This is a genomic window from Niabella hirudinis (genome assembly GCF_051201075.1).
GTDB lineage: Bacteria > Bacteroidota > Bacteroidia > Chitinophagales > Chitinophagaceae > Niabella > Niabella hirudinis.
Genome location: NZ_JBPEHJ010000004.1, coordinates 183925 through 210163, shown reverse-complemented (window position 1 = coordinate 210163; position 26239 = coordinate 183925). Strand labels below are relative to the sequence as shown.

At 47.8% G+C, this 26239-nt stretch carries 27 protein-coding genes and 2 tRNA genes; 10 read left to right on the top strand and 19 right to left on the bottom strand.

Features of this window, described 5'->3' with window-relative positions:
- The first annotated feature begins 11 nt into the window (after positions 1-11).
- A complete protein-coding gene (locus tag GGU45_RS09845) occupies positions 12-461 on the top strand; it encodes an SET domain-containing protein (protein WP_435224251.1) in 450 nt (149 codons plus the stop codon).
- Positions 462-654: 193 nt separating this feature from the next.
- On the opposite strand, the gene GGU45_RS09840 is transcribed toward GGU45_RS09845, so the two are convergent.
- Positions 655-1482 carry an SAM hydrolase/SAM-dependent halogenase family protein gene (locus GGU45_RS09840; RefSeq protein ID WP_435224249.1) on the bottom strand — a complete coding sequence of 276 codons (828 nt, stop codon included), beginning with the start codon at positions 1480-1482 and terminating at the stop codon, positions 655-657.
- Between the two features lie 65 nt (positions 1483-1547).
- A complete protein-coding gene (locus GGU45_RS09835; RefSeq protein ID WP_435224247.1) occupies positions 1548-2357 on the bottom strand; it encodes an SDR family oxidoreductase in 810 nt (269 codons plus the stop codon).
- A gap of 69 nt (positions 2358-2426) precedes the next feature.
- On the opposite strand from GGU45_RS09835, the gene GGU45_RS09830 reads away from it, so the two are divergent.
- Positions 2427-4880, top strand: a complete 2454-nt coding sequence (locus GGU45_RS09830; RefSeq protein WP_435224245.1) for a bifunctional glycoside hydrolase family 9 protein/polysaccharide deacetylase — start codon at positions 2427-2429, stop codon at positions 4878-4880.
- Positions 4881-4979: 99 nt separating this feature from the next.
- Here GGU45_RS09830 and GGU45_RS09825 read toward each other — a convergent pair.
- Positions 4980-5052 (bottom strand) — tRNA-Lys (locus GGU45_RS09825).
- Positions 5053-5293: 241 nt separating this feature from the next.
- Here GGU45_RS09825 and GGU45_RS09820 point away from each other — a divergent pair.
- Positions 5294-5464, top strand: coding sequence for a lmo0937 family membrane protein (locus tag GGU45_RS09820; protein WP_435224243.1), 171 nt, complete (start codon positions 5294-5296; stop codon positions 5462-5464).
- Between the two features lie 161 nt (positions 5465-5625).
- Here the strand turns inward: GGU45_RS09820 and GGU45_RS09815 are convergent, their stop codons facing one another.
- Entirely contained in the window at positions 5626-6414 is a 789-nt protein-coding gene (locus tag GGU45_RS09815) for a hypothetical protein (protein WP_435224241.1), read from the bottom strand.
- A 26-nt stretch (positions 6415-6440) separates the two neighbouring features.
- Between GGU45_RS09815 and GGU45_RS09810 the strand changes: the two genes are divergently transcribed.
- Positions 6441-7016 carry a peptidase associated/transthyretin-like domain-containing protein gene (locus GGU45_RS09810; RefSeq protein ID WP_435224239.1) on the top strand — a complete coding sequence of 192 codons (576 nt, stop codon included), beginning with the start codon at positions 6441-6443 and terminating at the stop codon, positions 7014-7016.
- Between the two features lie 18 nt (positions 7017-7034).
- Here GGU45_RS09810 and coaD read toward each other — a convergent pair whose 3' ends face one another.
- The 10 genes from coaD to ggt all read right to left on the bottom strand — a co-directional run bounded on the left by coaD (position 7035) and on the right by ggt (position 14381).
- Positions 7035-7499: a pantetheine-phosphate adenylyltransferase gene (coaD, locus tag GGU45_RS09805; RefSeq protein WP_435224237.1), complete on the bottom strand. Its 465-nt coding sequence runs from the start codon at positions 7497-7499 to the stop codon at positions 7035-7037.
- Positions 7500-7520: 21 nt separating this feature from the next.
- Positions 7521-8447 (bottom strand): aspartate carbamoyltransferase catalytic subunit, encoded by a 927-nt coding sequence (locus GGU45_RS09800; RefSeq protein WP_435224235.1) that lies wholly within the window; start codon positions 8445-8447, stop codon positions 7521-7523.
- Positions 8448-8468: 21 nt separating this feature from the next.
- Complete coding sequence (locus GGU45_RS09795; RefSeq protein WP_435224233.1) at positions 8469-9383, bottom strand: alpha/beta hydrolase; 915 nt, start codon at positions 9381-9383, stop codon at positions 8469-8471.
- Positions 9384-9413: 30 nt separating this feature from the next.
- Positions 9414-9486, bottom strand: a tRNA-Gly gene (locus tag GGU45_RS09790).
- Between the two features lie 239 nt (positions 9487-9725).
- Positions 9726-10469 (bottom strand): 3-keto-disaccharide hydrolase, encoded by a 744-nt coding sequence (locus tag GGU45_RS09785; RefSeq protein ID WP_435224231.1) that lies wholly within the window; start codon positions 10467-10469, stop codon positions 9726-9728.
- An 84-nt stretch (positions 10470-10553) separates the two neighbouring features.
- Complete coding sequence (locus tag GGU45_RS09780; protein ID WP_435224229.1) at positions 10554-10820, bottom strand: acylphosphatase; 267 nt, start codon at positions 10818-10820, stop codon at positions 10554-10556.
- 180 nt (positions 10821-11000) lie between these two features.
- Positions 11001-11273, bottom strand: a complete 273-nt coding sequence (locus GGU45_RS09775; RefSeq protein ID WP_435224227.1) for an acylphosphatase — start codon at positions 11271-11273, stop codon at positions 11001-11003.
- A gap of 10 nt (positions 11274-11283) precedes the next feature.
- Positions 11284-11766 (bottom strand): GAF domain-containing protein, encoded by a 483-nt coding sequence (locus GGU45_RS09770; protein WP_435224225.1) that lies wholly within the window; start codon positions 11764-11766, stop codon positions 11284-11286.
- A gap of 3 nt (positions 11767-11769) precedes the next feature.
- Positions 11770-12315, bottom strand: a complete 546-nt coding sequence (locus tag GGU45_RS09765) for a DUF1572 family protein (protein ID WP_435224223.1) — start codon at positions 12313-12315, stop codon at positions 11770-11772.
- 338 nt (positions 12316-12653) lie between these two features.
- On the bottom strand, positions 12654-14381 hold the full coding sequence (gene ggt, locus GGU45_RS09760) for a gamma-glutamyltransferase (protein ID WP_435224221.1): 1728 nt from the start codon (positions 14379-14381) through the stop codon (positions 12654-12656).
- A gap of 164 nt (positions 14382-14545) precedes the next feature.
- Here ggt and GGU45_RS09755 point away from each other — a divergent pair, with 164 nt between their 5' ends.
- The 4 genes from GGU45_RS09755 to GGU45_RS09740 all read left to right on the top strand — a co-directional run bounded on the left by GGU45_RS09755 (position 14546) and on the right by GGU45_RS09740 (position 19187).
- Positions 14546-17017 carry a PIG-L family deacetylase gene (locus GGU45_RS09755; protein ID WP_435224219.1) on the top strand — a complete coding sequence of 824 codons (2472 nt, stop codon included), beginning with the start codon at positions 14546-14548 and terminating at the stop codon, positions 17015-17017.
- Complete coding sequence (locus GGU45_RS09750) at positions 17014-17193, top strand: hypothetical protein (protein WP_435224218.1); 180 nt, start codon at positions 17014-17016, stop codon at positions 17191-17193. The genes GGU45_RS09755 and GGU45_RS09750 overlap by 4 nt, the downstream gene beginning before the upstream one ends.
- A 165-nt stretch (positions 17194-17358) precedes the next feature.
- Positions 17359-17490, top strand: a complete 132-nt coding sequence (locus GGU45_RS09745; RefSeq protein WP_435224217.1) for a hypothetical protein — start codon at positions 17359-17361, stop codon at positions 17488-17490.
- Complete coding sequence (locus tag GGU45_RS09740) at positions 17487-19187, top strand: sodium:solute symporter family protein (protein ID WP_435224215.1); 1701 nt, start codon at positions 17487-17489, stop codon at positions 19185-19187. The genes GGU45_RS09745 and GGU45_RS09740 overlap by 4 nt, the downstream gene beginning before the upstream one ends.
- A 50-nt stretch (positions 19188-19237) precedes the next feature.
- Here GGU45_RS09740 and GGU45_RS09735 read toward each other — a convergent pair whose 3' ends face one another.
- Together GGU45_RS09735 and GGU45_RS09730 are read right to left on the bottom strand one after the other, a co-directional pair.
- On the bottom strand, positions 19238-19495 hold the full coding sequence (locus GGU45_RS09735) for a hypothetical protein (RefSeq protein WP_435224213.1): 258 nt from the start codon (positions 19493-19495) through the stop codon (positions 19238-19240).
- A 114-nt stretch (positions 19496-19609) separates the two neighbouring features.
- On the bottom strand, positions 19610-20275 hold the full coding sequence (locus GGU45_RS09730; protein ID WP_435224211.1) for a M15 family metallopeptidase: 666 nt from the start codon (positions 20273-20275) through the stop codon (positions 19610-19612).
- A 257-nt stretch (positions 20276-20532) separates the two neighbouring features.
- Between GGU45_RS09730 and GGU45_RS09725 the strand changes: the two genes are divergently transcribed.
- Positions 20533-21462 (top strand): alpha/beta hydrolase, encoded by a 930-nt coding sequence (locus tag GGU45_RS09725; protein WP_435224210.1) that lies wholly within the window; start codon positions 20533-20535, stop codon positions 21460-21462.
- On the opposite strand, the gene GGU45_RS09720 is transcribed toward GGU45_RS09725, so the two are convergent.
- Positions 21459-21890, bottom strand: coding sequence for a hypothetical protein (locus GGU45_RS09720; RefSeq protein ID WP_435224208.1), 432 nt, complete (start codon positions 21888-21890; stop codon positions 21459-21461). The genes GGU45_RS09725 and GGU45_RS09720 overlap by 4 nt on opposite strands.
- 104 nt (positions 21891-21994) lie before the next feature.
- Here GGU45_RS09720 and GGU45_RS09715 point away from each other — a divergent pair, with 104 nt between their 5' ends.
- Positions 21995-23233, top strand: a complete 1239-nt coding sequence (locus tag GGU45_RS09715) for a BaiN/RdsA family NAD(P)/FAD-dependent oxidoreductase (RefSeq protein WP_435224206.1) — start codon at positions 21995-21997, stop codon at positions 23231-23233.
- Positions 23234-23363: 130 nt separating this feature from the next.
- Here GGU45_RS09715 and GGU45_RS09710 read toward each other — a convergent pair whose 3' ends face one another.
- Together GGU45_RS09710 and GGU45_RS09705 are read right to left on the bottom strand one after the other, a co-directional pair.
- Positions 23364-24152 (bottom strand): response regulator transcription factor, encoded by a 789-nt coding sequence (locus GGU45_RS09710; protein ID WP_435224205.1) that lies wholly within the window; start codon positions 24150-24152, stop codon positions 23364-23366.
- A 71-nt stretch (positions 24153-24223) separates the two neighbouring features.
- Positions 24224-26110, bottom strand: coding sequence for a beta-N-acetylhexosaminidase (locus GGU45_RS09705; protein ID WP_435224203.1), 1887 nt, complete (start codon positions 26108-26110; stop codon positions 24224-24226).
- Positions 26111-26239: the final 129 nt, after the last annotated feature.

The window sequence follows — 26239 nt, the reverse complement described above, 5'->3', positions numbered from 1 at the left end:
CTTCGTTTATTTTGCAAACGGAGCCGCAGGCGATGCGTCGCTGGTATTATTTTTTGATTAAATATTCTAAAGGGAACAACGTGATTGCACCTGGTTTATTTATTGCCGGAACGGAGAAAATGGGGAAGGGCGTGTTTACAAGCGTTGCGATTACGGCGGGGTCCGTTATTGAGATCGCCCCGGTGATCGTAATGTCGGAAAAGGAGCGGAAGCTGCTGGACCAAACGCTTTTACACGACTATATTTTTGAGTGGGGTGTCGCCGGGCAATGCGCCATGGCCCTGGGATGGGTGCCGGTTTATAATCATTCCTATACGGCCAACTGCGACTATGAAATGGACTATTCCACCAACTCCATAGCCATACAAACGGTGAGAGACATCGGGTCGGGAGAGGAGTTGTTTATCAACTACGGGGGCAGTTGGGATGAGCAGAAACCGGTGTGGTTTGACACGAAGTAGGCCTTGTTTCAGGTTTAACGTTTAAAGTTTCAGGTTAGATTACCTTTCATGTTTGATGATCATACTGAAAACTGATAACTTTTTTGAAACTGCGTTTATTGCTTTGGTATTGATGCCGAATGCTAAGAGCACGAGCCTGATCCAACCTGGAACATTGAACCTTAAACGTGAAATTTTCCTGCGATAGCAGGAGCTATTCAAAATAGATCCGTACCGTTTGGTAAAGCAACTGGTTCTGCATGATATTGGAAGATTGGCTGGCCTTGTCGGAAAACCCCTTTAGCCCAAACAGGCCGGCGGCATTTCCTTTGTTAATGGCAATTTCCAGATAGCCGGCACTGTTAAAGAGGGCCAGTTTATCACCTTCCCGTACATCTGCATAAGATTCACTGATACGGTCAATCACCTCGTCTCGTTTAAATACGATCTTAAAGCCGCGGCCATTGCGCTGTTGCTCAAACTGTTCCCGTGTGATGTTTACAATGACGTTCTCAAAATTATCAATAAAGATGATCTGCCCTTCAATATAACTGCTGTCAACCAACGGTTGCAATGGGTTTTTTTCCCTGAAACTGAAATCGGGGATCCCTATTTTTTGTATGGATTCGCCGTTTACCAGGCGCTCCACCGTTTTGGCCATCACCTCCGTAACGTAGAGGGTGTTTTTAACGGCGCTCCGGCTAAGGGGGACGCCGATGATGATGTCCGGTTTTTCTTCCAGGATCATGCTCAGCAACCCATTGTCGGCGCAAATAATGTACTGGTTCTTGTGGAATGCGACCAGCAGGTTCTCCGGCCGGGTACCAAAAAGGTTTACCAGTATCAGGTGAAAGGTAAATTCCGGGAAATTTTTAAAAGCGCCGCGGCAAACATAGGAAGCCTGCGGGAAATTGAAGGGTGTAATATTGTGTGATATGTCTACCAGCTGCAGATCGGCATTTACTTGTAACAATTGAGCTTTTACGGCCCCCACTAAATAATCCTGGTATCCGATATCAGATGTTAATGTTACAAAGTTCATTTCCTGTTCAGTAGATTCACTTATTTAATATTTCGGGCATATCCTGCAAAGTAAACAACCATTTGTTACTTTATCAACTCTTTGTTTTTAAAGTAAAACTTGTGAACCAGCTTATCGGCAAGCGATGGGAAAAATTTATTCAAAAAGACGGTTTCTTTTCCGGTGGTGGTCATCACAATGCTGCGTTTTTTTTGTTTAATGGCTTTGAGTATTCTTAAGGCAACGGTTTCAGCCGTCATCATCTTGCCTTCATCCATGGGATTTTCTTTTTGTTTTTCTCCTTTATCATTTAGCGCATTATCGCGGATGCCGGAAGCGGTAAAACCGGGGCTTACCCACATTACATGCACCTGGTCATCGCGGAGCTCCGTCATCAGGCATTCCAGGAAGCCCTGCAGGGCAAATTTGCTGGACGAGTAGCCGGTTCTTCCCGGCAATCCTCTGTACCCTGCAATGGATGAGATGCCCACAATGGCGCCCTTGCTTTGAACCAGCCAGGGAAGCGCAAATTTGGTGCAGTAAACGGCGCCATAGAAATTAATGTCCATCAGCTTTTTTATCACCGCCACATCCAGGTCCTTAAAAAGCCCGCGCATGCTGATACCCGCATTATTAATAAGAACATCAATACGCCCAAAAACTTCAACCGTTGATTGAATAAAGCGCTGGCATTCTGCTTCGATGCTCACATCTGCAACAAGGGTATGCAAAAAAGATGAAGGGTGTGCCGCCTGCAGGGCATATAGCCTGTCATGATTACGGCCACAGGTGGCTACTTTTGCTCCAAAGCCAAGCAGCACATCCACCAGGGCACGGCCGATACCGTCCGTTCCCCCCGTAATCACCACCACCTTATCTTTGTAATATTCGTTCATGCGGCTGTTTGAAATATTTCAACAAACCTACTTATAAAATATTAAAAAATAACTTTTAATGCCGGGTATATGCTGAAGAAAATACAGCTGGCGATCCTTTTGGGATGGGCGGCAGCAACGGGTTATGGCCAGTCATGGGTGCGCATCAATCAATTGGGGTATATTGAAAACGATGTGAAAGTAGCCGTGCTGGTTTCTAAAGAATTTATTAGCTGCGGGCAGTTTTCTGTTATGGATGCGGCTACACACCAGGCCGTTTTTACCAGCCGGCAGGTGCAGACATTCCCTGCCTATGCAGCTTTTAAGCAAGGCTTCCGCTTAAATTTTACGGCCTTTAAAAAGCCGGGCCGGTATTATATAAAAGCAGGTAAGGTCCTTTCGCCGGTTTTTGAGATCAACACCAGCATCTACGATGGTACCGCAGATTTTATTCTCCGGTACATGCGGCAGCAACGTTCAAAGTTTAATCCGTTTTTGAACGATAGTTGCCATACTTCGGATGGGTTTATCGTGTACCATAAAGATCAGCGAAAAGATTCCACGCGTATTGATGTGGCAGGAGGGTGGCACGATGCATCTGATTACCTCCAATACCTGCCCACATCCGCTAACGCTACTTTTCAAATGCTGTTTGCTTATATGATGAACCCGGGAAGCTTTGGCGATGCTTATGACGCCGGTGGAAAAAAGGGGGGTAACGGGATCCCCGATATCCTGGATGAAGCAAGATGGGGGCTTGAATGGATGGTGAAAATGAACCCGGGAAAAGAGGAGTACTATAATCAGATTGCAGACGACCGGGATCACCGTGGTATGCGGCTGCCCAACGAGGATACGGTGCATTATGGCGCTGGCATGGGTTTGAGCCGGCCGGTTTATTTTATCTCCGGTAAACCGCAGGGGCCAAAGTACCAGAACCGGACCCGGGGTGTGGCCTCCAGTGCGGGTAAATTTGCATCGGCTTTTGCCCTGGGGGCAAAGATCCTGAAAGGGTATGATCCTGCTTTTGCAAAACAGCTGGCTGGAAAAGCAAAGGAGGCCTATGCATTTGGGAAAAAGTATCCCGGCAATAACCAAACCATCCCTTTTGGCGCCCCGTATTTTTATGAAGAAGACAATTATGTAGATGATATGGAGCTGGCGGCCCTTGCGCTTTACGAAACAGACCGGCAACCAGGCTATCTAAAGGAGGCGCTGGATTTTGCCCGCCGGGAGCCGGTTACGCCCTGGATGGGTGCAGACACGGCGCGGCATTACCAATGGTATCCTTTTGTAAACCTGGGGCATTATTTGGGAGCCCGGCAAACGGCGGATGCGAAAGAATACCTTTCTTTTATGAAAACAGGTATTGAGCGGGTACGGCAGCGGGGGGCAAACAATCCTTTTTTAATGGGGGTGCCTTTTATATGGTGTTCCAATAATCTTACCGTGGCGCTCCTAACACAGATCAGTCTGTACAAAGAAGCCAGCGGCGATCATCAGTATGATGAGCTGGAGGCCGCGCTGCGCGACTGGCTGTTCGGCTGCAATCCCTGGGGCACCAGCATGATCTGCGATCTGCCGGAAAAAGGGGTGGCCCCAAAGGATCCGCATTCGGCATTTACCCATTTGCACGGCCACAAAATTTCGGGTGGACTGGTAGACGGTCCTATCTATGGAAGCATCTGGGATAAACTGATTGGTATTAAATTATATAAGCCGGATGTGTTTGCGGAATTCCAGTCGCCCCTTGTCATTTATCATGATGATTATGGCGACTATTCCAGTAATGAGCCCACCATGGACGGTACCGCAAGCCTGAGTTATTATCTTTCGAAGATGCAGGCGGCCGCTCATAAATCAACGAAGCCGCTTACCGATAGTGAAGGTGCTGTTATTGGCCTTCCCGGCCGTAAAGTATACCTGATTTTTTCGGCGCACGATAAAGGAGAAGGTGGGGCTTATATTCATAAGGTATTGAATCAATACCATGTAAAAGCCAGTTTCTTTTTTACGGGAGATTTTTTGCGTACTCCCGGGTTCAGGCCCCTGGTGTTGCTATTAAAAAAGGAGGGGCATTATATAGCGGCTCATTCCGACAAGCACTTATTGTATAATGATTGGGACAGGCGGGACTCCCTGTTGGTAACAAAGGAACAATTTAAAAACGACCTTGAGGCTGCGTACAAAACGCTCAGCGGGATGGGCATAAAAAAGGGCCAATGGTTTTTGCCACCTTATGAATGGTATAATAAAACGATTGTGCAATGGGCCAGGGAGATGGGGTTGACGGTGATCAATTTTACACCGGGTACCGGCACCAATGCCGATTATACCTGGCCGGGTCAACCCAATTATAAAAGCAGTGCACAGCTACTGGACCGGCTGAAAAAAGTAGCGGAAGAAAAAGGACTGGATGGGAGCATCCTGCTGATTCACTATGGAACCGATGAGCGGCGAAAAGATAAATTTTATAAACAGCTGGGCGCGATTATTTCATTGTTACGGTCAGAAGGATATGAGCCCGACCGGCTTCCCGGGTAATTTTATACGCTTGCTGTGGAATATTTTACACCCGGGACTTAATTCCTGTAGTACAATAAAACATAAAAAAAGCTTCAACGAAAGTTGAAGCTTTTTCTGTGATCCCGCTGGGACTCGAACCCAGGGCCCATACATTAAAAGTGTATTGCTCTACCAACTGAGCTACGGAATCAATCCTGTTCTTGTTTGGGAGTGCAAAAATAAGGGAATCAGTTTATTGCTCCAAAAAAAAATCAAGGAATCTTAAAATATTTTTCCTTTTTTACCGCCTTGGCGACACTCAGGTGGCAGGGGCCTGTTTATACAGCTTTATCATAAGAACGGGGTGGGGGCGGCATTATATTTGGCCTGAAGTAAAGGGATATTTGGGAAGCCGGGCGGCATCCACATTTTTAACATTGAAATCGTTTAGCATGAGAAATCTATTGTGGTTGATAGCTGTAATATGTATTGTAGTATGGCTCCTGGGATTGATCGGAGTGGGAGGAGGCATGGGATTAGGTAATTTGATACATATACTCCTGGTGATCGCTATTATTGTAATATTATACAATATTATTTCCGGGCGTAAGCCGGTTGATTAGGCAGGGCTTTTGGCCAATGGAAGAATGACGGTGATTTCCGCGGATGCCCATAGCGGTTGCATGCGGGTCAATTGAGTTTTGCTCCTGGAAGCTGCAGCGCAGCGCAGCGGTAATCGTTGCGGTTTGTACAAGCCTGGGAAAGCTGTTTTTAAAACAGCGGCTCAGGGAGCTACAAAACTGTAGGTTACCGTAGTATTGTAGGTGCCGGCGGGCTTGCCAAGTATCTGGGCTACCTTATCCGGTGTGATGCTGTATTTAAGCCCCACCATGGTGCTGCTGCCATTGGTAAGATTGGATGCAGCTGCTTTTACATATACATCATAGGCCGTTGTTTTGCTAATGGTCAGCGCATTGCTCAAACTCGTAGATACCCCGTTTTTATAATCGCCCAGGTTGCTGAATGATACCGTTACATCGCTGTTGTTTACACGAAGCTCACCAAGATCAGCCACATTAATGGTAAGCGTAGGGGCTTGTTGAACAGCGGTAGCTACGGGTGCTGCTCCAGCGTCAAAAGCTTCATAATTGAGTGTTGCGGTGTAAGTGCCCTTTTGGATAAAGCCCAATTTCAGATTGGTGGGTGACAGGGTATAGTTAACCGTATTGGTTTGTTTATTTCCAGCGGGAATGGCGTATCCTCCCGGTGATGAAAGATTTTTATAGGAGGAGCTTAATGTAATGGGAGCACCCGGCACGGGGGATGATACATTGGCCGATACGTTGCCGGTACCCGTGTTGGGATTGGCGGCTCCGGGGTAGCCGTTGCTATAGGTGAAATTTGTAGTGGCTGTTTTTACACGCAGCCCAAGCGGGACGGTAAATGTAGCAGGTAGTGTATGACTTCCGCCCGATGCTGTGTTCCTGAAATAATTGAGGTTATCTATGTTGATCGTTATATTGGGCGGAGTAGAGGGATTGATCTGTTGTGGATAGGGAGCGTTCGGTTGCACTGCCGCCAAGGCTGGTATTAGATCCGATGGCGGTAACAAGTAATTTTATCCTGGATAATATGGAAGGTGTCGGCGTTGGCGAAAAATCAGCATTGGCCTGGGCCCGTATAAACGCTCCTAATGCCAGCAGGCACTTGCCGGAGTTAAACGAATTATTTGTTACAGAAACCTCACTGGCGATAAAACCTTCAACTTATAAAATACAAATCCAGAGAGGGAACGGCTGGTGGCTGATGGCGCCTGTTGAAATTGTTTTAACGCATAACCGGAAGCTTAAAGTAGCGCTTGTGAAAACGGCATCCGTATCGGGTAAAGTGGTTCGTAAACAAAGTAAATTCATACAGGAGGCGCCGGAGCTGGAGGGTATAAAGATCCTTGCAACAAGCGCGCAGGGCGACCGGTTTACGGCCGTCACCGATGCGCAGGGTAACTTTTCGTTGCACCTTCCGGCGAAGCCTTTCACCTTTTCTGTTGTTCTTTACGATGGAGACCAAACGGCATCTAACCCGGCTCAATCAATCGAAATCAAAGAGCAGGGGAACCCGACCATTATTTTTAACCTGGCCGATGGCTCCAGGAATGTAGATATCAGGCAGTTCTGATGATGGGTAAACCGCCTTCTATAAAGAGCGGTAAACCACCTCCGGCAGAAAAGGGCTGGCATTACCGTTGTTCTTGATGATATCGCGCACGATGGTTGATGCTACTGAAGTATATTTTGGCTCACCGGTGAGAAAGATGGTTTCGATGGTAGCGTCTAAAGTGCGGTTGGCATCAGCGATGGTTTTTTCGTATTCAAAGTCGCTGACGTAACGGATGCCGCGTAAAATAAATCCGGCACCGATCTCCTTACAAAAATTGACGGTGAGTCCTTCGTAGATGGCGCCTTCGATCTTTGAGCTGTCCGGATAAATGGCTTTTATCCAGCTGAGTCGTTTTTCGGCGCTGAACATGGGGCTTTTTGAAGTGTTGATGCCAATGCCCACAATGATCTTGTCGAACAGGGGAAGCGCCCTGTTGATGATGTCCACATGCCCCAGTGTAATGGGGTCGAAGGTACCGGGGAACAGGCAGATTCTTGACATAGCGCCGGGTTAAATATGTTATTATTGATTTTTATTCGAGAGCAAATATAGTACAGCCATCCTTACAGCCACACCATTTTCTACCTGCTGCAGGATAATCGATTGCCCGGAGTCGGCTACATCGCTATCCAGCTCCACCCCCCGGTTAATGGGGCCGGGGTGCATAATGACAATATCTTTCTTCAGGCCTTCCAGCAGTTTCCGGCTGATACCATAGGACAGGTTGTATTCTCTTAGTGATGAAAAAAGCACCTGGTTTTGCCGCTCCAGCTGAATCCGCAGTACATTAGCCACATCGCACCAATTGAGGGTCTCCTGCAGGTTATAGTTTACGGTTACTCCAAAGGCCTCCTCTATATATTTTGGCACCAGGGTGGGAGGGCCGCAAACCGTAACTTTTGCACCCATTTTTGTAAGCAGGTACATATTGCTCATAGCCACACGGCTGTGCATGATATCGCCGATAATGGCCACTTTTGTGCCATTCAATGTTCCCGTTTTTTCCCGTATGGAAAAGGCATCCAGCAGCCCCTGTGTGGGGTGCTCATTGATGCCGTCTCCGGCATTTATGATGGCAGCCGGAATATGTTGCGACAGGAAATGGGGCGCCCCGGTAGCGCTGTGCCGCATCACCACCATATCCACTTTCATGGAAAGGATGTTGTTGACCGTGTCCAGCAGGGTTTCTCCCTTGGACACTGAGGAGCCGGATGCGGTAAAGTTGATGGTATCGGCCGACAACCTTTTTTCCGCCAGCTCAAAAGAAATGCGGGTGCGGGTAGAATTTTCATAAAACAGGTTCACAATGGTGACATCCCTCAGGGAGGGCACCTTTTTAACCGGTCGTTGTAAAACTTCTTTGAATTGCGCAGCCGTATCTAAAAAAAGAGTAATATCCTCTTTCGTAAGATCTTTAATACCCAGTAAATGGTTGGTGGAAAGTTTCATTAAAGGGCAAAGATAAAAAAATCAGTTGATATAGCGCATCTCTTTCATCCAGTACAAAACACGGCCGAACCATTCTTCAAACGGCGGCGTTTTCAGAAACCCATGATCGCCCTTTGCGTATAAATGAAGGGATGCCGGAACCTGGTGCTGCCGCAATGCTTTTAAAAAAGACAAACTGTTTTCGGGGGGCACTACCTGGTCGTCATTGGGCAATACCAGCAGGGTGGGGGGCGTTTCTTTTGTTACGTGCAGCTCATTGGAGAAGAAGCGGATGGCCTTCTGGCCGGGATTATTGCCCAGGAGGTTATTGCGGGAACCGATATGCCCTACGGAATCAGTAAAGCTGATGACGGGGTATACCAGGATCATAAAATCGGGGCGAAGCGGCGTGCCGGAGGGGTTATTGATATAGGACTGCTGAAAATGGGTGCCGCCAGTGGCCGCCAGGTGCCCTCCGGCGGAAAATCCCATGATCCCGATCCGGTCTTTGTCAAGGTTCCTGGCATCGGCCTGCTCCCGTACAAGTTTTAATGCCTGCTGCAGGTCCTGGAGTGGGGCCATTGAAGGGTCTGGCATGGCATCGGAGCCGGGCAGCCGGTATTTGAGCACAAAGGCCGTAATGCCGGCCTTGTTAAAAGCCCGTGCTACTTTTTCGCCTTCCATTTTGATGCAAAGCACGCCGTAGCCGCCGCCCGGGCAAATAATGACCGCCGCCGTCTTTTTTCCTGCCTGGGAAGCGGCAGGGTATATTGTTAAAGTGGGTACAGATACCCCGGAGACAACGGTATCCACAACTGCGTCCGGGCGGTGGATCTCTTTTTGGGTGGTGGGTTTGCTGTTAGGAATAACGCCAGGATACAGGGGAAAGGTTTCCTGGGCAGCAACCGCATGGCCTGTAAAAAGACTTAACAAAAAATAGCAGATGTACCTGGTCATAACAAGATGATCGTTATGCGATCCATTTTGAGCGGAAGACCGGACTCGAACCGGCTACCTACAGCTTGGGAAGCTGTCGCTCTACCAGGTGAGCTACTTCCGCTTATAAAAGTGAGCATAAATATACTGTATATCCGGATAAAATGATTATGTTTTCTATTGCCACAGAAACACTGAAGGCCTTTGCTGGATGGAATATCAAACTTCAGAATCTTTTTGGTTCCACAACCCGCTGTCACGAAGGCGCTAAGACACCCGGAAATACGAAAATTTTTGGGACCATACTGCCCCTTTGTGCATCTTTGTGGCTTGGTGCCTCCGTGGCAATAAAATTAAAAGTTGTTATTCCAGTTCCCGGATCCAGATATTCCGGAAACTTACGGGGTTGCCGTGGTCCTGCAGGATAATGGGTTCTTTTTCTTTATGGAAAATGTTTTGGGGGATTCCAATAAATTCGGTGGCGCCTAAAATAGCGGCATTGTTTTGCACCAGCACTCCATTGTGAATAACGGTGATGCGCCCCTGTGATTTCACCGTACTGTCTTTATTAAAACGGGGTGCGGTAAAAATGATATCATAGGTTTGCCACTCACCCGGTTTGCGCGATGCATTGGCCAATGGCATCAGTTGTTTGTAAATACTGCCCGCCTGACCATTACTGTAAGTGCGGTTTTTGTAACTGTCCAGTACCTGAAGCTCGTAATTGCTCATTAAAAAGATACCGCTGTTTCCCCGTCCCTGTCCATCGCCTTTTACTTCGGAAGGAGTACGCCATTCAACGTGCAGCTGACAATCGCCAAAGCTTTGCTTGGTACGAATGGCGCCGGCGCCTTTGGCCACCGTCATCGCGTTGTTTTCCAGCTTCCAGGTAGCGGCGCCTTTACCATCGGCCCGCTCCCAGTTTGAAAGGCCGGAGCCGTTAAAAAGAACGATGGCATCGGAGGGTGGGTCTGCACTTGTTTGACCGGGCGTTACGATCCTTGGTTCAGGGTTCCATACTTCGGTGATCCTGGGATCGGCACCTTGCGCATAGAGGACGCCGCTGGCATATAGGGTTGCAAACGTTAAATAAAGTTGCTTTTTCATGAAAAAGAAAATTGATTAAATAAGAAGCAACTTACGCAATATCACCGAAAAGGCAGGAACCACTTATCAATTTTTTTTTTAGTTTTATGTCAGCGAGAAATTATAAAAGGCCTTGAAGCCAATATTCCTGGTCTCGGTAACGGCTACTCCATGTTCCATAGAGGCAGCCTCACACCATGTAATGAAATGCTCAAGATTGTTTTTATCGCCGGTGGCTACCAGTGTAATACTATGGTTTTTATCTACCTTCATGGTGCCGGTGATCTCCAGTTCTTCGGCCTTCTGCCGGAGGCTCTTTTGGAGTATATGACGGGTCGTGTTGCCTTTGATGGTGATTTGCTTTGTGATCATGATGTATATTTTTGATGTTTTCAATATCCCGCTATGAGCCGGGGCCGTTCAAAACAAAAAACGGTTGCTGAATAGATTACATGTGCGACATAAGAAAAAAACTTCCTGATCCGGATGAGAGCTTGGGACAAAAGTAGGAAGATGCGCCTATATGTAGCATAAAAACCTGTTAATAAAGCATCAGCCAATAATTTCAAACCATCGATACTCTTTTGTTTCAGCTATATCGGTAGCGATCACCTGCGCTACTTTTGCGCCTTCGGATCCTTGTTTGCACCATTCGATAAAGCGTTGCAGCGGCTCTGCATCGCCATAAGCATAAATAAGGACGGAACCATCGGGCCGGTTTTCTATCGACCCCAGGATGCCCATGGTGTCGGCCTGCTGTTTGGCGGTTTTCCTGAAAAAAACACCTTGAACTTTACCGGTTACAATGATCTTCTTTGTGCTCATATTCGGATTTTTAAGTGTTGTAAAATGTAATCCTGCTAACGAGGACTTCCAGGTATTGCTGATCTGTAGCATCAAAGTGACCCGGTAATTCGCTGTCTACATCCAGTACGCCCAGTACCCTGCCGTTGCGTATAACAGGAACCACGATTTCTGATCTTGAAAGGCTGCTGCAGGCAATATGCCCGGGAAACTGTTCTACATCGGCCACAATAATGGTTGTAGCCTGCTCCCAGGCTGTACCGCAAACGCCGCGGCCTTTCTGTATGCGGGTGCAGGCCACCGGCCCCTGGAAGGGACCCAATACCAGTGCCTCATTTTTAACAAGGTAAAAGCCTACCCACCACCACCGGAATTGTTCCTTTAGGGCGGCTGCAATATTGGAAAGATTGGCAATGAGATCGGGCTCGCCTTCAATGATTGCGTAGATCTGCGGAAGCAATGCGTTGTACTGTTCTTCTTTTGAACCGGTTTGTACGATAAGATCTTCTGCCATGGATTATTTTGTTTTGGATTTGAGCTGTTCATTAAATGCGTTCGAACCGCCTTTTGTTATAGACAAACTTTCCCATTGATCTTTCCGGATATGTTTACCAATGAAAACGATTTGCCCTACGTGATAGGCATAATGCGTTAGCTGGCGGTGAATGGCTTCGATAACGGATAAAGGTTTTGTGCGAATGGTGATGGTTCTTTCCAGGTCGCCGGGCTGCAACGATTGCAGCGTATTAAGCAGGCATTGCCAGCCTTCTTCCCAAAGCTTCATCAGGTGACCCCGTTCCAGGCGCTTTGCTGCAAATTCAACATCCCGCCGGCGCCATTCTTTTTCTCCATCTTCGGTAAGAAAGCTGGTCCAGCGGCTGAGCATATTACCGTGCAGATGGGTTATGTTCACCGCAAGATTGTTATTAGCCACATCCGGCTGAGCATAAAAATCTTCATCGTTTAATTGTGCAAATGTTTTTTCTGCAAGCACTTTATAATCTTTAAACTGCTGGATTGCGCTTTTTATAAATAGTTCGTTCATGTCCGATAAAAGTTTCATGTTTGATGCCCGGCAGGGCCGGTTTAAAGTTTCACGTTGGAGCCGTTTTTACACTCAGATTTTTCAAATTTTTCTGAGGTTTCGGGCTAAAGGTTCTGCCGAACGCTAACCTATAAATACCCCGAATCTGAATACCAAATCCCAAAGCTAATGTCTGCTGATCCTCCTTGGGTGCGAAGACATCGTTAACAAACGTAACCCCATTTTCAAATTTCCATATTTTCAAATTTTCAAATTAATACAAAGAACCTGAGCTTCAAACGGTGAATAGTTGACAGAGCATGGTGTGTAAAACCTGATCTTAAACTTTAAACCTGGAGCAGTGAAACATCAAAACCTCAAAACCCTGCTGCCGAATCATCGCCCCGGTGATCGGCAACAGCCTCCAGTTTCCCGTCCGGCTGTACTTTAATAACCTCTGTGCGCCCGATTTGTTTACGATCATATAGCTGATAGCCCATTTTCTTTAATGCATCTGAAGTGTTTTCCGGAAATCCGTTTTCGATATCGATGCGGTCTGGCAGCCATTGGTGATGAAATTTGGGTTTGTTTACGGCATCATCCACCGTCATGTTAAAGTCAATGATATTAACGATCGTCTGAAAAACGGAAGTAGGAATAGTGGTGCCCCCCGGTGTACCCACTACCAAAAACGGTTTATTGTTTTTTAAAACGAGGGTGGGGGCCATGGAGCTGAGCATGCGTTTGCCGGGGGCTATGGCATTGGCTGTCCCGCCTACAGCGCCAAAAAGATTGGGAGAGCCGGGTTTGGCGCTGAAATCGTCCATTTCATCATTTAAAAGAAAGCCCGCGCCCCCTACAACGGTGCGGCTTCCATAGTTATTATTGAGCGTGGTGGTTACGGCCACAGCATTACCATCCTTGTCCAGCACACTAAGGTGGGTGGTTTCTTCGCTTTCATAACCGGGTACCACACCTTCTGCCGTTTGTTTGCTGTTACCGGCTTTTCCCGGATCATAGTCTTTCATCCTGTTTTTTAGATAGGCCTCACTGGTCAATGCTTCAACAGGAACTTTTACAAAGTCGGCATCGCCCATATACCGGGCACGGTCTGCATAGGCCCGGCGCTCGGCTTCCGTCATCAGCTGTACAGAACCCGGTGTGGCAAAGCCCATGGCGCCGATGTTATAAGGCTCTATCATCTTCAGCATCTGGTTCAACAATAGCCCGCCGCTGCTGGGCATGGGCATACCGATGATATCAAATCCCCTGTAGGTAAAACGGAGTGGCTTCCGGAATTTTGCTTTATAGGCTTTCAGATCTTCCCGGCTGATGATGCCGCCGCCGCGCTGCATTTCTTCAACAAGAAGCCGGGCCGTTTCTCCTTCATAAAATCCTGGTTGCCCCTGCTTCTGTATCCGTTTTAATGTTGCCGCCAGTTCTTTCTGGATCAGGGTATCACCCTCATGCCAGGCTCCGTTCTTTACAAAAGCGACAGGTCGGGTGCTGAACCGTTCAAAATCTTCCCGGTTCGCATTCAGTCCCCGGGCTTCTGCCGCTGTGATCACAAATCCTTTTTCAGCAAAGTCGATAGCCGGCTGTATCAGCACCTTCATCGGCAGCCGGGCATAACGGTGTGCTGCAAACAAACCGGCTACGGTTCCGGGCACGCCGGAGGACAGATGACCATTTAAGCTTTTGTCGGCAATTGCATTGCCCTTACTATCGAGGTACATATCCCGGTGCGCTTTGGAGGGGGCTGCCTCCCGGTAGTCCAATGCTATTTCTTTATTGCCGGCCAGCCGGGCTACCATAAAGCCACCGCCACCAATATTACCAGCCCCTGGGTAAACTACGGCCAGGGCCCATTGTGTGGCAATGGCCGCATCCACCGCATTGCCGCCCTTTTTCAATATCTCCAAACCCGCAAGGCTGGCCAGGGGGTGTGCCGATACAACCGCGCCGCTGGAGGCGGTACTGCTCTTATTGATAGTATAATGAAAGGCATCGATATTAGAACCGTTAAGTTGGAATGTACCGGTTTTTTGTGCGGAGCAACCTGCGGTCAGCAATAAAGAAGCTCCGGTTACAATAGTGCGCAGCATGAAAATAAATTTTTGGGAAGGTATAAAAAAGTTTCAGGTTTTTACGGGTATCCGGATAAAGTTTAGCAATAGTCAATGGTCAATTGTCAATAATTCCGGTGAAACTTGACACCTATTTCCACATTTTCAAATTCCCAAATTGTTTTCAATTGTATATTCGTAGGATGAAGCGTATTGTATACTTCCTTTTCTCTATTTGCCTGAGTGTGGCTGCTGCGGCCCAGGGGCCACGGAGCTGGTCGGGCAGCGAGATCCTTGAGGGCATCCGAAAATTGAATGTATTGGGGTCGGTGCTTTACCTGGCTGCGCATCCGGATGATGAGAATACAAGATTAATCACCTACCTGGCCAATGAAAAATATTACCGTACCGGTTATCTTTCGCTCACGCGCGGGGATGGGGGACAAAACCTGATTGGGGAAGAGCAGGGGATCGAGCTGGGATTGATCCGCACACAGGAATTACTTGCCGCGCGGCGCATTGACGGCGGTGAGCAGTTTTTTACGCGTGCTTTTGATTTCGGATTTTCAAAAAATCCGGAAGAAACCTTTACGATCTGGAACCGCGGGCTGGTATTGAGTGATGTGGTTTGGGTGATCCGGAAGTTTCAGCCGGATGTAATCATTACAAGGTTCCCTACAACAGGAGAAGGGGGGCATGGACATCATACGGCTTCCGCCATCCTGGCCAATGAAGCATTTAAAATAGCGGCTGACACCAGCCAATACCTGGAGCAGTTAAAATACGTAAAACCCTGGCAGGCCCGGCGCATTCTCTGGAACACATTTAACTTCGGTGGAACCAATACCACCGCTCCCTCTCAGTTTAAACTGGATGCCGGGGGGTATAATGCTTCCCTCGGAAAGAGCTATGGTGAAATTGCGGCGCTTAGCAGAAGCCAGCACAAAAGCCAGGGATTTGGCTCGGCCGGTACCCGTGGCGAAAGCTGGGAATACTTTAAAACAACCGGCGGCAGCGATCCGGTCACTGATCTGATGGACGGCGTGGACCTCAGCTGGAACCGGGTAGGTCCCGATGGAAAAGCGATCAGCAACATCATCAGCAAGATCGAAGAACAGTTTTCGGTGCTGAACCCTGCTGCATCCGTAAAATCCCTGGCGGCCCTTTACCAGCAGATGAAGCAACTCCCCGATAGTTACTGGAAGCAAAAGAAAATGAGCGAAGTCCGGGAGTTGATCCTGCAATGCTGCGGCCTGTTTCTGCGGGTAACCAGCAGTACACAGATGCTGTTTCCTGATGATACAGTGCGGCTTAATGCCAATGCCATCAACCGGTCCGGCGAAAAAATGATCCTGAAAACGATCCGGATCGGCGATCAGCAGATGAACGTTAACCAGCCGCTGGAGCAGAACCGTAACCAGGTGCTGCCGGTAACGCTGGTTGTTGCAAAGGATGCGCCGCTTACACAACCCTACTGGCTGCGCGACAGAATGGCACCGGCTAATTACACCGTAAATGACCAGCAGAAGATTGGTATCCCTGATGCTATTCCGGCGTATAATGCAGCGTTTAATATTGAGGTGGCCGGGGTGGATCTTACATTTACCGAACCGGTGCGTTATCATGCTACCGATCCGGTAAAAGGAGAAATGTACCAGCCCGTTATTGTTGCGCCCCGTATTACGGTGCAGCTTTCGCCCAAGATACTGCTGTTTCAGAAAGGTATAACAACGGGAAAAAAGCTGAAGCTGGATTTTGCCGTTCATAAACCGCTCCCCGGTCAACTGGGGTTTGGGCTCGATGGGTTTCCGGGAGCAGCAGTAACTGCCGTTACGGATACGGGCACAGGTATTTTTATACCGGTTTCCAATCGACGGCTGACACAACCGGTAACCGCAGTGGGAGGCTTTGTTTTTGAAAAAAATACGGCGGCCGATCACTATAATCAGGCCTTAAAATCGATTCATTATGACCATATCCCGTATATCAATTATTTTTTTACAGACTCGGTTAAGTTGCTGAACATCGACCTGAAAACAGCGGGCAAAAAAATAGGCTATATCCCGGGTGCCGGCGATAAAGTGCCCGAAGTGCTGACGGCAATGGGCTACCAGGTGGTTACGCTTGATCGCAACCGGCTGCTGACTACCGATCTTTCAGAATATGATGCCATTGTCAGCGGGGTAAGAGCCTATAATATTCACGAATGGCTAAATGAAGCCTATGACAGGCTTATGGCTTATGTCCGCAACGGCGGAAATCTTATTGTACAATATAATACCAATAATAATATTGGTCCCGTAAAAGCAAAAATAGGCCCCTATGATTTTTCGATCTCAAGGAACCGGATCACGGATGAGCATGCGGCGGTCCGGTTTGCCGATCCTACACTGGCAGTGCTTCATTATCCTAATGAAATCACCGGTGAAGATTTCAAAGGGTGGGTGCAGGAACGAAGCACCTATCACGCAGCCAATTGGGACGCACAGCTGAAGCCGGTATTTGTAATGCATGACCCTGGCGAGGGGGATGATTCGGGCGCATTGGTTACCGGCCGCTACGGTAAAGGACATTTTACCTATTGTGGCATCGCATTTTTCAGGCAATTACCCGCGGCAGTTCCGGGAGCAATTCGTTTATTTGCAAATATTGTAGCACTCAACAAAAATAAATGACAGATAAGAAGAAGGAGTTTATGGGGATCCGCCGGGGAGAGATGGCATTTCTTGTGGCTATCTTGATAGGGCTGGTGATTGGCACCCTCATCAAAAAAGTAAGGCTGGGGCTGATGCTGGGGCTGGTTATCGGGCTGGGGATCGTTTTTATGAACAGCCTGCGCACAAAGCGTTGAAGAGAGGTTCAAGGTTTAAAGTTCAAGGTTGGATCCGGTTTTATACACCATGAACTATTGACCATTGACTATTGACTATCGACTATTAACAGGAGCCGGGTTCTGCATATCTTAGCAGGTCTGCCGGGTATCGAATAGCAGACATCAAACATCAAAATGACGGACATGAATAAACATATACAGAACGAAGAAAAAGTGCCTTTATTGGGGTCCTGGACGGCGTGGTATGTTTTGGTGTTAGTGGTGCTGTTGCTGCTGATCGCCTGTTTTTACCGGATCACAAAAATCTACTCATGAAGTCGCTGGATTGGATTGTTCTGATTGTTACACTATCGGGTATTATCCTCTACGGGGTTTATAAAAGCCGTACCACGCGTGATCTTGATGGCTATTTTCTTTCCAACAGGAGCATGCCCTGGTACCTGATCCTGCTAAGCATTATGGGCACACAGGCCAGTGCCATTACCTTTCTTGCGGCTCCCGGGCAGGCCTATACGGATGGGATGCGCTTTGTTCAGTACTATTTCGGTCTGCCGCTGGCGGCGATTATTATCTGTATTTCTTTTGTGCCGGTATTCAGCAGGCTTAAGGTATTTACCGCGTATGAATACCTTGAGCAACGCTTTGACCTGAAAACCCGGACCTTTACGTCCTTCCTGTTCCTGCTGCAGCGGGGATTGTCAACCGGTATCAGTATCTACGCACCATCCATTATCCTGTCTGTGCTGCTGGGCTGGAATATTTACCTGACCAACCTGTTTATGGGCGGGTTGCTGATCATTTATACCGTAACAGGAGGCGCCCGGGCTGTAGCTTATACGCAAACCTTCCAGTTCCTGATCATCATGGGGGCCATGTTTGTTGCGGGGTATTTTATTGTGAAAGATCTGCCACCGGGGATTGGTTTTACCGATGCTTTACGTGTTGGGGGCAAGCTGGGCAAGATGAATGTGATTACCACCGGCTTTACAGATAAAGGGTTTGACTGGGGCGACCGGTATAATATTTTCAGCGGTGTGATTGGCGGATTTTTTCTTGCATTGTCTTATTTCGGTACCGATCAGTCGCAGGTAGGTCGCTACCTCACTGCCCGGAACCTTACAGAAAGCCGTTTGGGGCTCCTGATGAACGGCATGGTAAAAGTGCCGATGCAGTTCCTGATCCTGCTGATCGGTGTGCTTGTATTTACTTTTTACCAGTTTAACAAAGCACCGGCTTTTTTTAATGAGCAGGAGCTAACAAGGCTGGAGCAGTCGGTGTACCGGGATTCGCTGCACCAGCTGAAGCAGGAGCTTTTGTCCATCCAGCAACGAAAAGATTCGGCGCTGGCGCTCTATCCCGGCGAGCAGGAAACAGCATTTCAGCAATTGCGGCTTTTACAGCGCGAAACCGAGGGGGTTCGTTCGCAGATTAAAGGGCTGGTAAAAAAGAATGGCGGTGCGGATAATGATACCAACTATATCTTTCTTCACTTTGTAGTGGATTATCTGCCGGTAGGGCTGGTAGGGCTTATCATTGCTATTATTTTTCTTGCCAGTTGGGGGAGTATTGCAGCAGCGCTGAATTCTATGGCATCGAGTACCGTGATCGATTTTCATAAACGCTTTTTTTCAAAAGAGAATAGCGGTGAAAAGGATTACCGGGTCTCCAAAAAATATACACTTTTATGGGGACTGTTCTGTATGGCTGTTGCGATGTTTGTATCTAACTGGGGAAACAGTTTAATTGAAGTGGTAAATATACTTGGATCGCTTTTCTACGGAACGATCCTTGGAATATTTCTGGTGGCTTTTTACGCAAAGCAGGTTAAGGGTAACGCCGTTTTTGGGGCCGCATTAATTGCAGAAATAATTGTCATTGTCTTGTTCTTCCTGAATGAATATAAAGTTATATCACTGGGCTTTTTATGGCTCAATGCGATTGGCGCACTGCTGGTTTGGGGTATTGCCTGGCTGTTGCAGCTGGTGGCACCGCAAAAAAAATCCCTGGTATAAACTTAGAGGAGCTGCACTTAAATGAGGCCAGTCCCAAAGCCCGCGGCGGATCAGAAGAAAAGGGAAAACCCCGCTAAAAATCCCAGCCCGTTGTTCTTGACGTAATAACCTCTTTTTTGGATGTTTTCCAGTTGGGTATACGTGTAATGGGTACCCAGGTCGAGGGATATATTGTTTTTCAGGAAGAGTGCCACGCCCGCACCAGCCCCTGCGGCAAAACCATCGTATTTGAAAATGGCAGAATCGCCTTCGCTTTGCGGGCATATCCTCCACCGATGTGCAATGCATAAGGCAATCAATTTTTTCATGGCGATTTTTATTCGAATACAATGTTTTTCTTTTTAGGAGATTCTTTGTGCAAAAAAGAATATCAGCACCCGGCCGGGGCTATGATAAGGGCGCGGGGTAAAAACGATCGCTGATCATTTACCCTGTTTATTGAGCTGACGAAATGAGAGGTCCAGCACATCAAAAGCCCCCGTGGCATAGGTATAATGCCACCATTCAGAATCCAGGGGGTTAAAACCGTATCGCTGCATAATGGATTTCAGTTGTCCCCGGTTGCGGAGCACCTGCGGAGGTAAAGCGGTAAAGCTGTGATGCGCACTATCCGTAAAATTGTCAAACCCCGTGCCCATCGGCAGTTCCCGCCCTGTTTTTAAATCGATCAGGGTAAGATCCACTGCTGTTCCGCGGTTATGGTTGCTCCCTTTTGCAGGGTTGGCTACATAACGCTCGTCCTTTACCAGTTCCCAGAATTTTTCAGAAACCGAAAAGGGGCGGTAGGCATCAAAGATCTTAAGGCCCAGGCCCTCCCGGTTCAGTTCTTTTTGAACAGTTGCCAATGCTTCAGCGGCAGGCTTTCGCAAAAAGGTAATGGCGGTGTGGCGGGGATACATCATGCGGTGCATGAAATTGTGGGTGGTTGCATATCGCAGATCATAGACCAGGCCGGGTATATGGCTTTTTAATTCTACCAGGCGGTTATCAGCGTTTTGACGGATTGTGTTCCGGTAGTCTTCTGCGGATCGCAGTATTTTGAAGGAATAGGACTGGGCCGGGCATAGCGTCACTATGCAGTATGCCATCAGAAAGCAGGACCATTTGTAAAAAGACATGTTTGTTCAATTAAATATCCGGATCTCCGGCCGCAGGATGCTGCCGCAGTCACAAATCTATAAAAAATAGGGGAGGCCTGCATGTTAAGCCCCCCGAACGTTTTAACCGGGTCCTGGATAGCCGGCCAAACTAAAGTTCCGGATTTTCGAAATTATGCATTATTTTTGATATGTTCTACATAACAACATATATTTTTAATCTTCTTTAAAATTGTCAACGATTGAATATGAAACATTATTTATTGATAACTGCGGTGCTGCTGTCGGCGTTCCTGAACAGCTCAGCGCAGCAGGTATATCTTTTGTACACCAAAGTTCCAAATGCAGTTAAAACGAATACCATTGCCGAAAGGCGGGACACAACTGCTACGGGACGCATTCTGGTAAGGGCTGTTACAACTCCAACGATAACGGCCTACCTGCCTGCAAAAGAAAAAGCCAGTGGCGCGGCGGTAGTGATCTGCCCGGGAGGCGGCTATTCTTACCTGGTGATTAACCAGGAAGGGAGCGATGTGGCAGAAGCGTTTGCAAAAAATGGTGTTGCTGCTTTTGTTTTGAAATACCGTTTGCCCGATGACCGGGTAATGATCAATAAAACCATTGGACCATTGCAGGATGCCCAGCAGGCCATTAAAACGGTAAGAGAGCGGGCGGCTGAATGGAATATAGACCCGGCCCGGATAGGCATTATTGGCTTTTCTGCCGGTGGGCATCTTGCGGCTACTGCATCTACCCACTTTAATGATAAAATAATTGATAATCCCGGCAGTACCCGTCTGCGCCCGGATTTTTCAATATTGGTTTACCCTGTTATCAGCTTTACGGATCCGCTTGCGCATAAAGGTTCAAGGCGCGCCTTGCTGGGAAAGGATACTGCGGTGGTGGCAAAAGCGGATCAGTATTCTAATGAAAAGCAGGTAACAACGGAAACACCGCCTGCCTTTCTGCTGCACAGTTCAGATGACAAAGTAGTGCCGGTTGCCAATAGCATTGCCTATTACCAGGCGCTGCTGGCCGCAGGGGTAAATGCCGAAATGCATATTTATGCTGCCGGTGGCCACGGGTACGGGCTCAACAATAAAACCAATAACGACCAGTGGTTTGAAAGATGTTTGAACTGGATGCGGGCGAATGGCTGGCTGGGGCAGGGGTTTTAAAACCTTTTTTTGAGTACTGCAATACACCGGGAGGTATCCGATATCGGTTTAAAATGAAACACGGCATACCAGTCCTCATCAAGCGGTACAAAATAGCCATTGCCCCGTGAATATTTTGCCTGATCCCTGTTTCTAAATGTACTGAAAGGCTTTCCGAGCACCGGATCTCCATGAATGGCAAAGCGTTTGTCGGTGGTAAGAATGCATTTGACCAGGTTCTCCTTTTTAGTATCAATGGCTACGGTATACCGGACCGAATCAACAACCAGCTGAACACTTGGATAAAGATTGTTCCCGTCCATAAAGAAGGTTTCCCCCGAGATTTTTCCCTGCCAGGCATCACCTAACGCCGGCAGTTTTTGTGCTTGTGATAGCGTGTGGATCAACAGGCCGATAACACACCCGATCATATACCTGGCTTTACTCATAGTAGTAGATATTTAGAATCAGTTGCTATAAAGTTAAGCCATCCGGATGGAAATCGGCAGTTTTACTAAAATCCCGGTATCTTATCTTTGGCAAAAATTGGAAATTGGGAAAAACGGTTTATATCATCGGGGGAGGCGCCTCGGGCTTCTTTTGTGCAGTGAACGCAGCGCGCATGGATCCGCAGCTGAAGGTGGTGATTGTTGAAAAGAGCAATAAACTGCTGTCGAAGGTAAAAATCAGTGGCGGCGGCCGTTGTAATGTAACGCATGCCTGTTTTGAGATTGCGGAAATGGTCAAAAGGTACCCCAGGGGCGGACATTTTGTAAAGAAACTGTTTCATCAATTCTTTACCACCGACACCATTGAGTGGTTCAAAAAACGGGGGGTATTGCTGAAGACGGAAGCGGATGGGCGAATGTTTCCGGCTACGGATACTTCACAAACGATTATAGACTGTTTGCTGGAGGAAGCCCGGCGTTACAGCGTGGATATCCGGATGCAGTGCGCAGTGACCGCTATTGAACCGGTTGCATCGGGTTTCAGGATCCATACAGCAAAAGGAGAGGTGTTCCACAGCGATTATGTTTGTATCGCCTGCGGCGGCTTTCCCAGGGAGACGCAGTTTCAATGGTTGAAAGACCTGGGGCATTCTATAGAAGTGCCGGTGCCATCCCTGTTTACGTTTAACAGCCCCCGCCATCCCATAATTCAATTAATGGGGGTGAGTGTGGAGGATGCGAAGGTTACTGTGGCCGGAACAAAGCTGCAGCAGCGGGGAGCCTTGCTGATCACTCACTGGGGCATCAGTGGCCCGGTGGTGTTAAGGCTGAGTGCCTGGGCGGCCAGGGAGCTGGCGGGTGTGCAATGGGAGTTCCGGGCGTTGATTAACTGGTTGCCGGAGCTTCCGGAGCCGGTATTGAGGGCTCGCATCGGTGCGTGGCGGTCAGAAAAAGCAGCGCAAAAAACCGGAGGAAAAAATGAACTGGGGCTGCCCAACCGGCTCTGGCAATTCTTGCTGGCCTATTCGGGGATTGATGAACAGAAACGCTGGGCAGACCTGCCTTCAAAGAACCAGAACCAGCTGATCAAAAACCTGCTGGAGATGGAACTGCCGGTACAGGGTAAAACGACCTATAAGGATGAGTTTGTTACGGCTGGTGGTGTTGCATTAGCCGAGATCGATGCCCAAACGATGATGAGTAAAAAGGTTCCCGGGCTTTTCTTTACCGGCGAGGTAATAGATGTGGATGGGATCACCGGGGGATATAATTTTCAGAACGCCTGGAGCACGGGGTTTATCGCAGCCCGGATGATGGCCGGCGGTACTAATGATGCCGGTTAAGGGATAAGGTCCGGAGAAATGTAAAATACGAAATATCCAATATACAATGCAGAAGCAAGTATGGTTGGAGCCGGCAAGTTCACTTTCACAAACGAATCTCCTTTTTTATTTACATTCTTCATTTGATCTGTTACATTTTCTTAGCATACTCGGTGGGGGTCATACCAAACTGTTTATGAAAATTACGGCCAAATTGCGTGAGGGAGCTGTAGCCTACTGTTTCAGCAACCTCGTTCATCCGGTGGCAGCCTTCACTGATCAGTGCCGCCGCTTTTTTTAGACGGGTGAGATTGATCATCTCATTGGGCGACAGGTTAGAAATGGATTTTATTTTTCGGTATAAAGTGGGGCGGCTCATATTCAGCTGCTGTGCCAGGAACTCTACGTCCAGCCGGGTATCGGGCAGGTCGGTTTCGATAAGCTGCTGCAGTTTTTCGAGGAATTGCTCATCCATTTTTGTATGCGCCATTGTTTTAATATGGGTGAGCGGGGATTGCGCAAAATAATCCTTTAGTTTTGTCCGGTTGCTGAGCAAACTGGCCACCTGTGCATTGAGATGCTCCGGAGAAAATGGTTTTTCTATATAAGCATCGGCGCCGGCATCCAGTCCTTCTATTTTTGATTGCAGGGTGTTTTTTGCCGTCAGCAGCACAATCGGTATATGGCTCATTTCAAAATGTGATTTTACATAGTCGCAAAATTCCAGTCCATCCATCCCCGGCATCATAATATCGCTGATGATCAGGTGCACAATATGCGCCTCCAGTTGCTTCAACGCATCTTTCCCATTGGTGGCGGTCAGCACGGTATATTTTTCCTCCAGGTCATCTTTCAGAAAGTCAAGAATTTCCTCATTATCATCCACCAGCAGGAGGGTAAATGTATGGGCGGTCTGGTGGCTGTTCTCTGTATGATTCAAGATCGTTGATTTTAATATCCCCGGCCGTGATGTTTCTATAAAAAAATAATAAACTGCTTTTAGACCTTATATTACTTTGCGAGAACGGCTTCCTCATATACCTTGCCCATCATTTTTCCGTTTTTGAAGGTTGCGGATTTGATCAGCACCGGTGCTTTTACTTTAAAGGGCCCCTTGTATAATCGAGACCTGCCGGTGGGCTCATTGCCATCAATGCTGTACCGGATCTCGGGTTGATAGCTGTTTGTTTTAAAGCTGATTTCTGCCGTATTGGTAAGGCTGTCAAGAGCTGTTGTCTGCCAAACATTATAGGCACTTTTTGCATAATTCATTTTAAGGTTGTCATAGCGCTGGTATTGTGTTTCCATGCGCCGGGCGAAGTCGGTCCATTGTTTCCGGTCCTTTGGCGTCCAGCCGGTTTCGGCAATGGCCGCGGCGCGGGGAAAAGCCATGTATTCAACCTTTTCCGGTGTATGGATAAACTCACTCCACACATTTCCCTGCACGCCTTTTATAAAACCGGCTTCTTCTGTTGTTAACTCCGCGGGGCAGGGTTCAAAATCATAAACCTTTTCAAGTGTGTTGATGGCGCCATCAAAAATAGCATTGGGCTCAATAGAGGGTTTCCCCTGATAATAATCAAGATAATAATAATTATAAGGAGTCATTACAACATTATGCCGCTGCCGGGCTGCTTCAACACCGCCTTTGATTCCCCGCCAGCTCATGACCCATGCATTGGGAGCCAGGCCACCTTCGAGGATCTCATCCCATCCGATGTAATTCTTTTTTTGGTTAATCAGTATCTTTTCGATCCGTTTCACAAAATAGCTCTGCAGCTCGTGCTCATCCTTCAGTCCTTCCTTACGGATCCGTTCCTGGCATTTCGGGCAGCTTTTCCAGCGGTCTTTTGGCGCCTCATCGCCCCCGATATGCACGACTGCTCCGGGGAAAATAGCTACTACTTCTTTAAGTACATCTTCCAGGAATCCGAAGGTCTTTTCATTGCCGGCGCAGAAGATCTCTTTTTGAATGCCCCAGCGGGTAAGGGTTTTAAAAGGACCACCGGTGCAGGACAGTTCGGGGTAAGCGATCAATGCTGCAGAAGCATGTCCCGGCATTTCAATTTCCGGTACAATGGTTACATAGCGTGCTGCCGCATAGGCCACCAATTCCCTGGCCTGCTCCTGGGTATAGTAACCGCCGGTCGGCGTTCCGTTCAACCGCCCCTGGGAAAACTCGGTCGCAGTTCTCCAGGCTCCGATATCTGTTAGTTTCGGATACTTTTTTATTTCGAGGCGCCAGCCATGATCTTCTGTAAGGTGCCAGTGAAATACGTTCATTTTGTGCATGGCCATATAATCGATCAGCTTTTTTAAAAAGTCCATCGAATAATAATAGCGTCCGCAATCCAGCATCAGTCCCCTCCATTCAAAGCGGGGATGGTCCGTGATCTCCACAGCAGGAATACGAACGGGGCGCAAGGCTGTTGCTTTCTGATCTGCAGGAATGAGCTGTAAAATAGTTTGTATTCCGTAAAAGACGCCATTACTTTCGGATGCACGGAGTTCGATTGTTTTGTTGTTAACGGTTAGCTGGTAACCTTCCTTGCCCAGCATACCTGTTTCGGATGCAAGATCTATATTTATGGTGTTGACCATTGCACCTTTTTTTTCGGTAACAGGGATCACAAGCCCCGTTCTGTCTTTGATCGCCTGGGACAGGATCTCACCCAGTTTTCTGCCTGCTGCGCTTCCCTGAGGAATACAGATCTTCGTTGCAGTATTTAGCTGGAAATTGCCCGGTTGTGATTTTACAGATGCAGGCCGGGGTATGATGGCTGGTTCGTTGCCGGACTGACCCGTTACCTGTACAGACAGGAAAAAGAAGAAAAACAAAAAGGGAAATCGGGATACCGGCTGGTTACGGATAGATGCAAATTCAAATCGTAATTTCATATGTGTGAATCATTTCAAATGGGCAATAGGCGGTAAATTTAATTAAAGTGCAGGTAAAAAAGCATTATAAAGCATATTTATAATGCTTTATACTTTGTACAAACATTTGTTTAAAGCTATGGTGCCTGG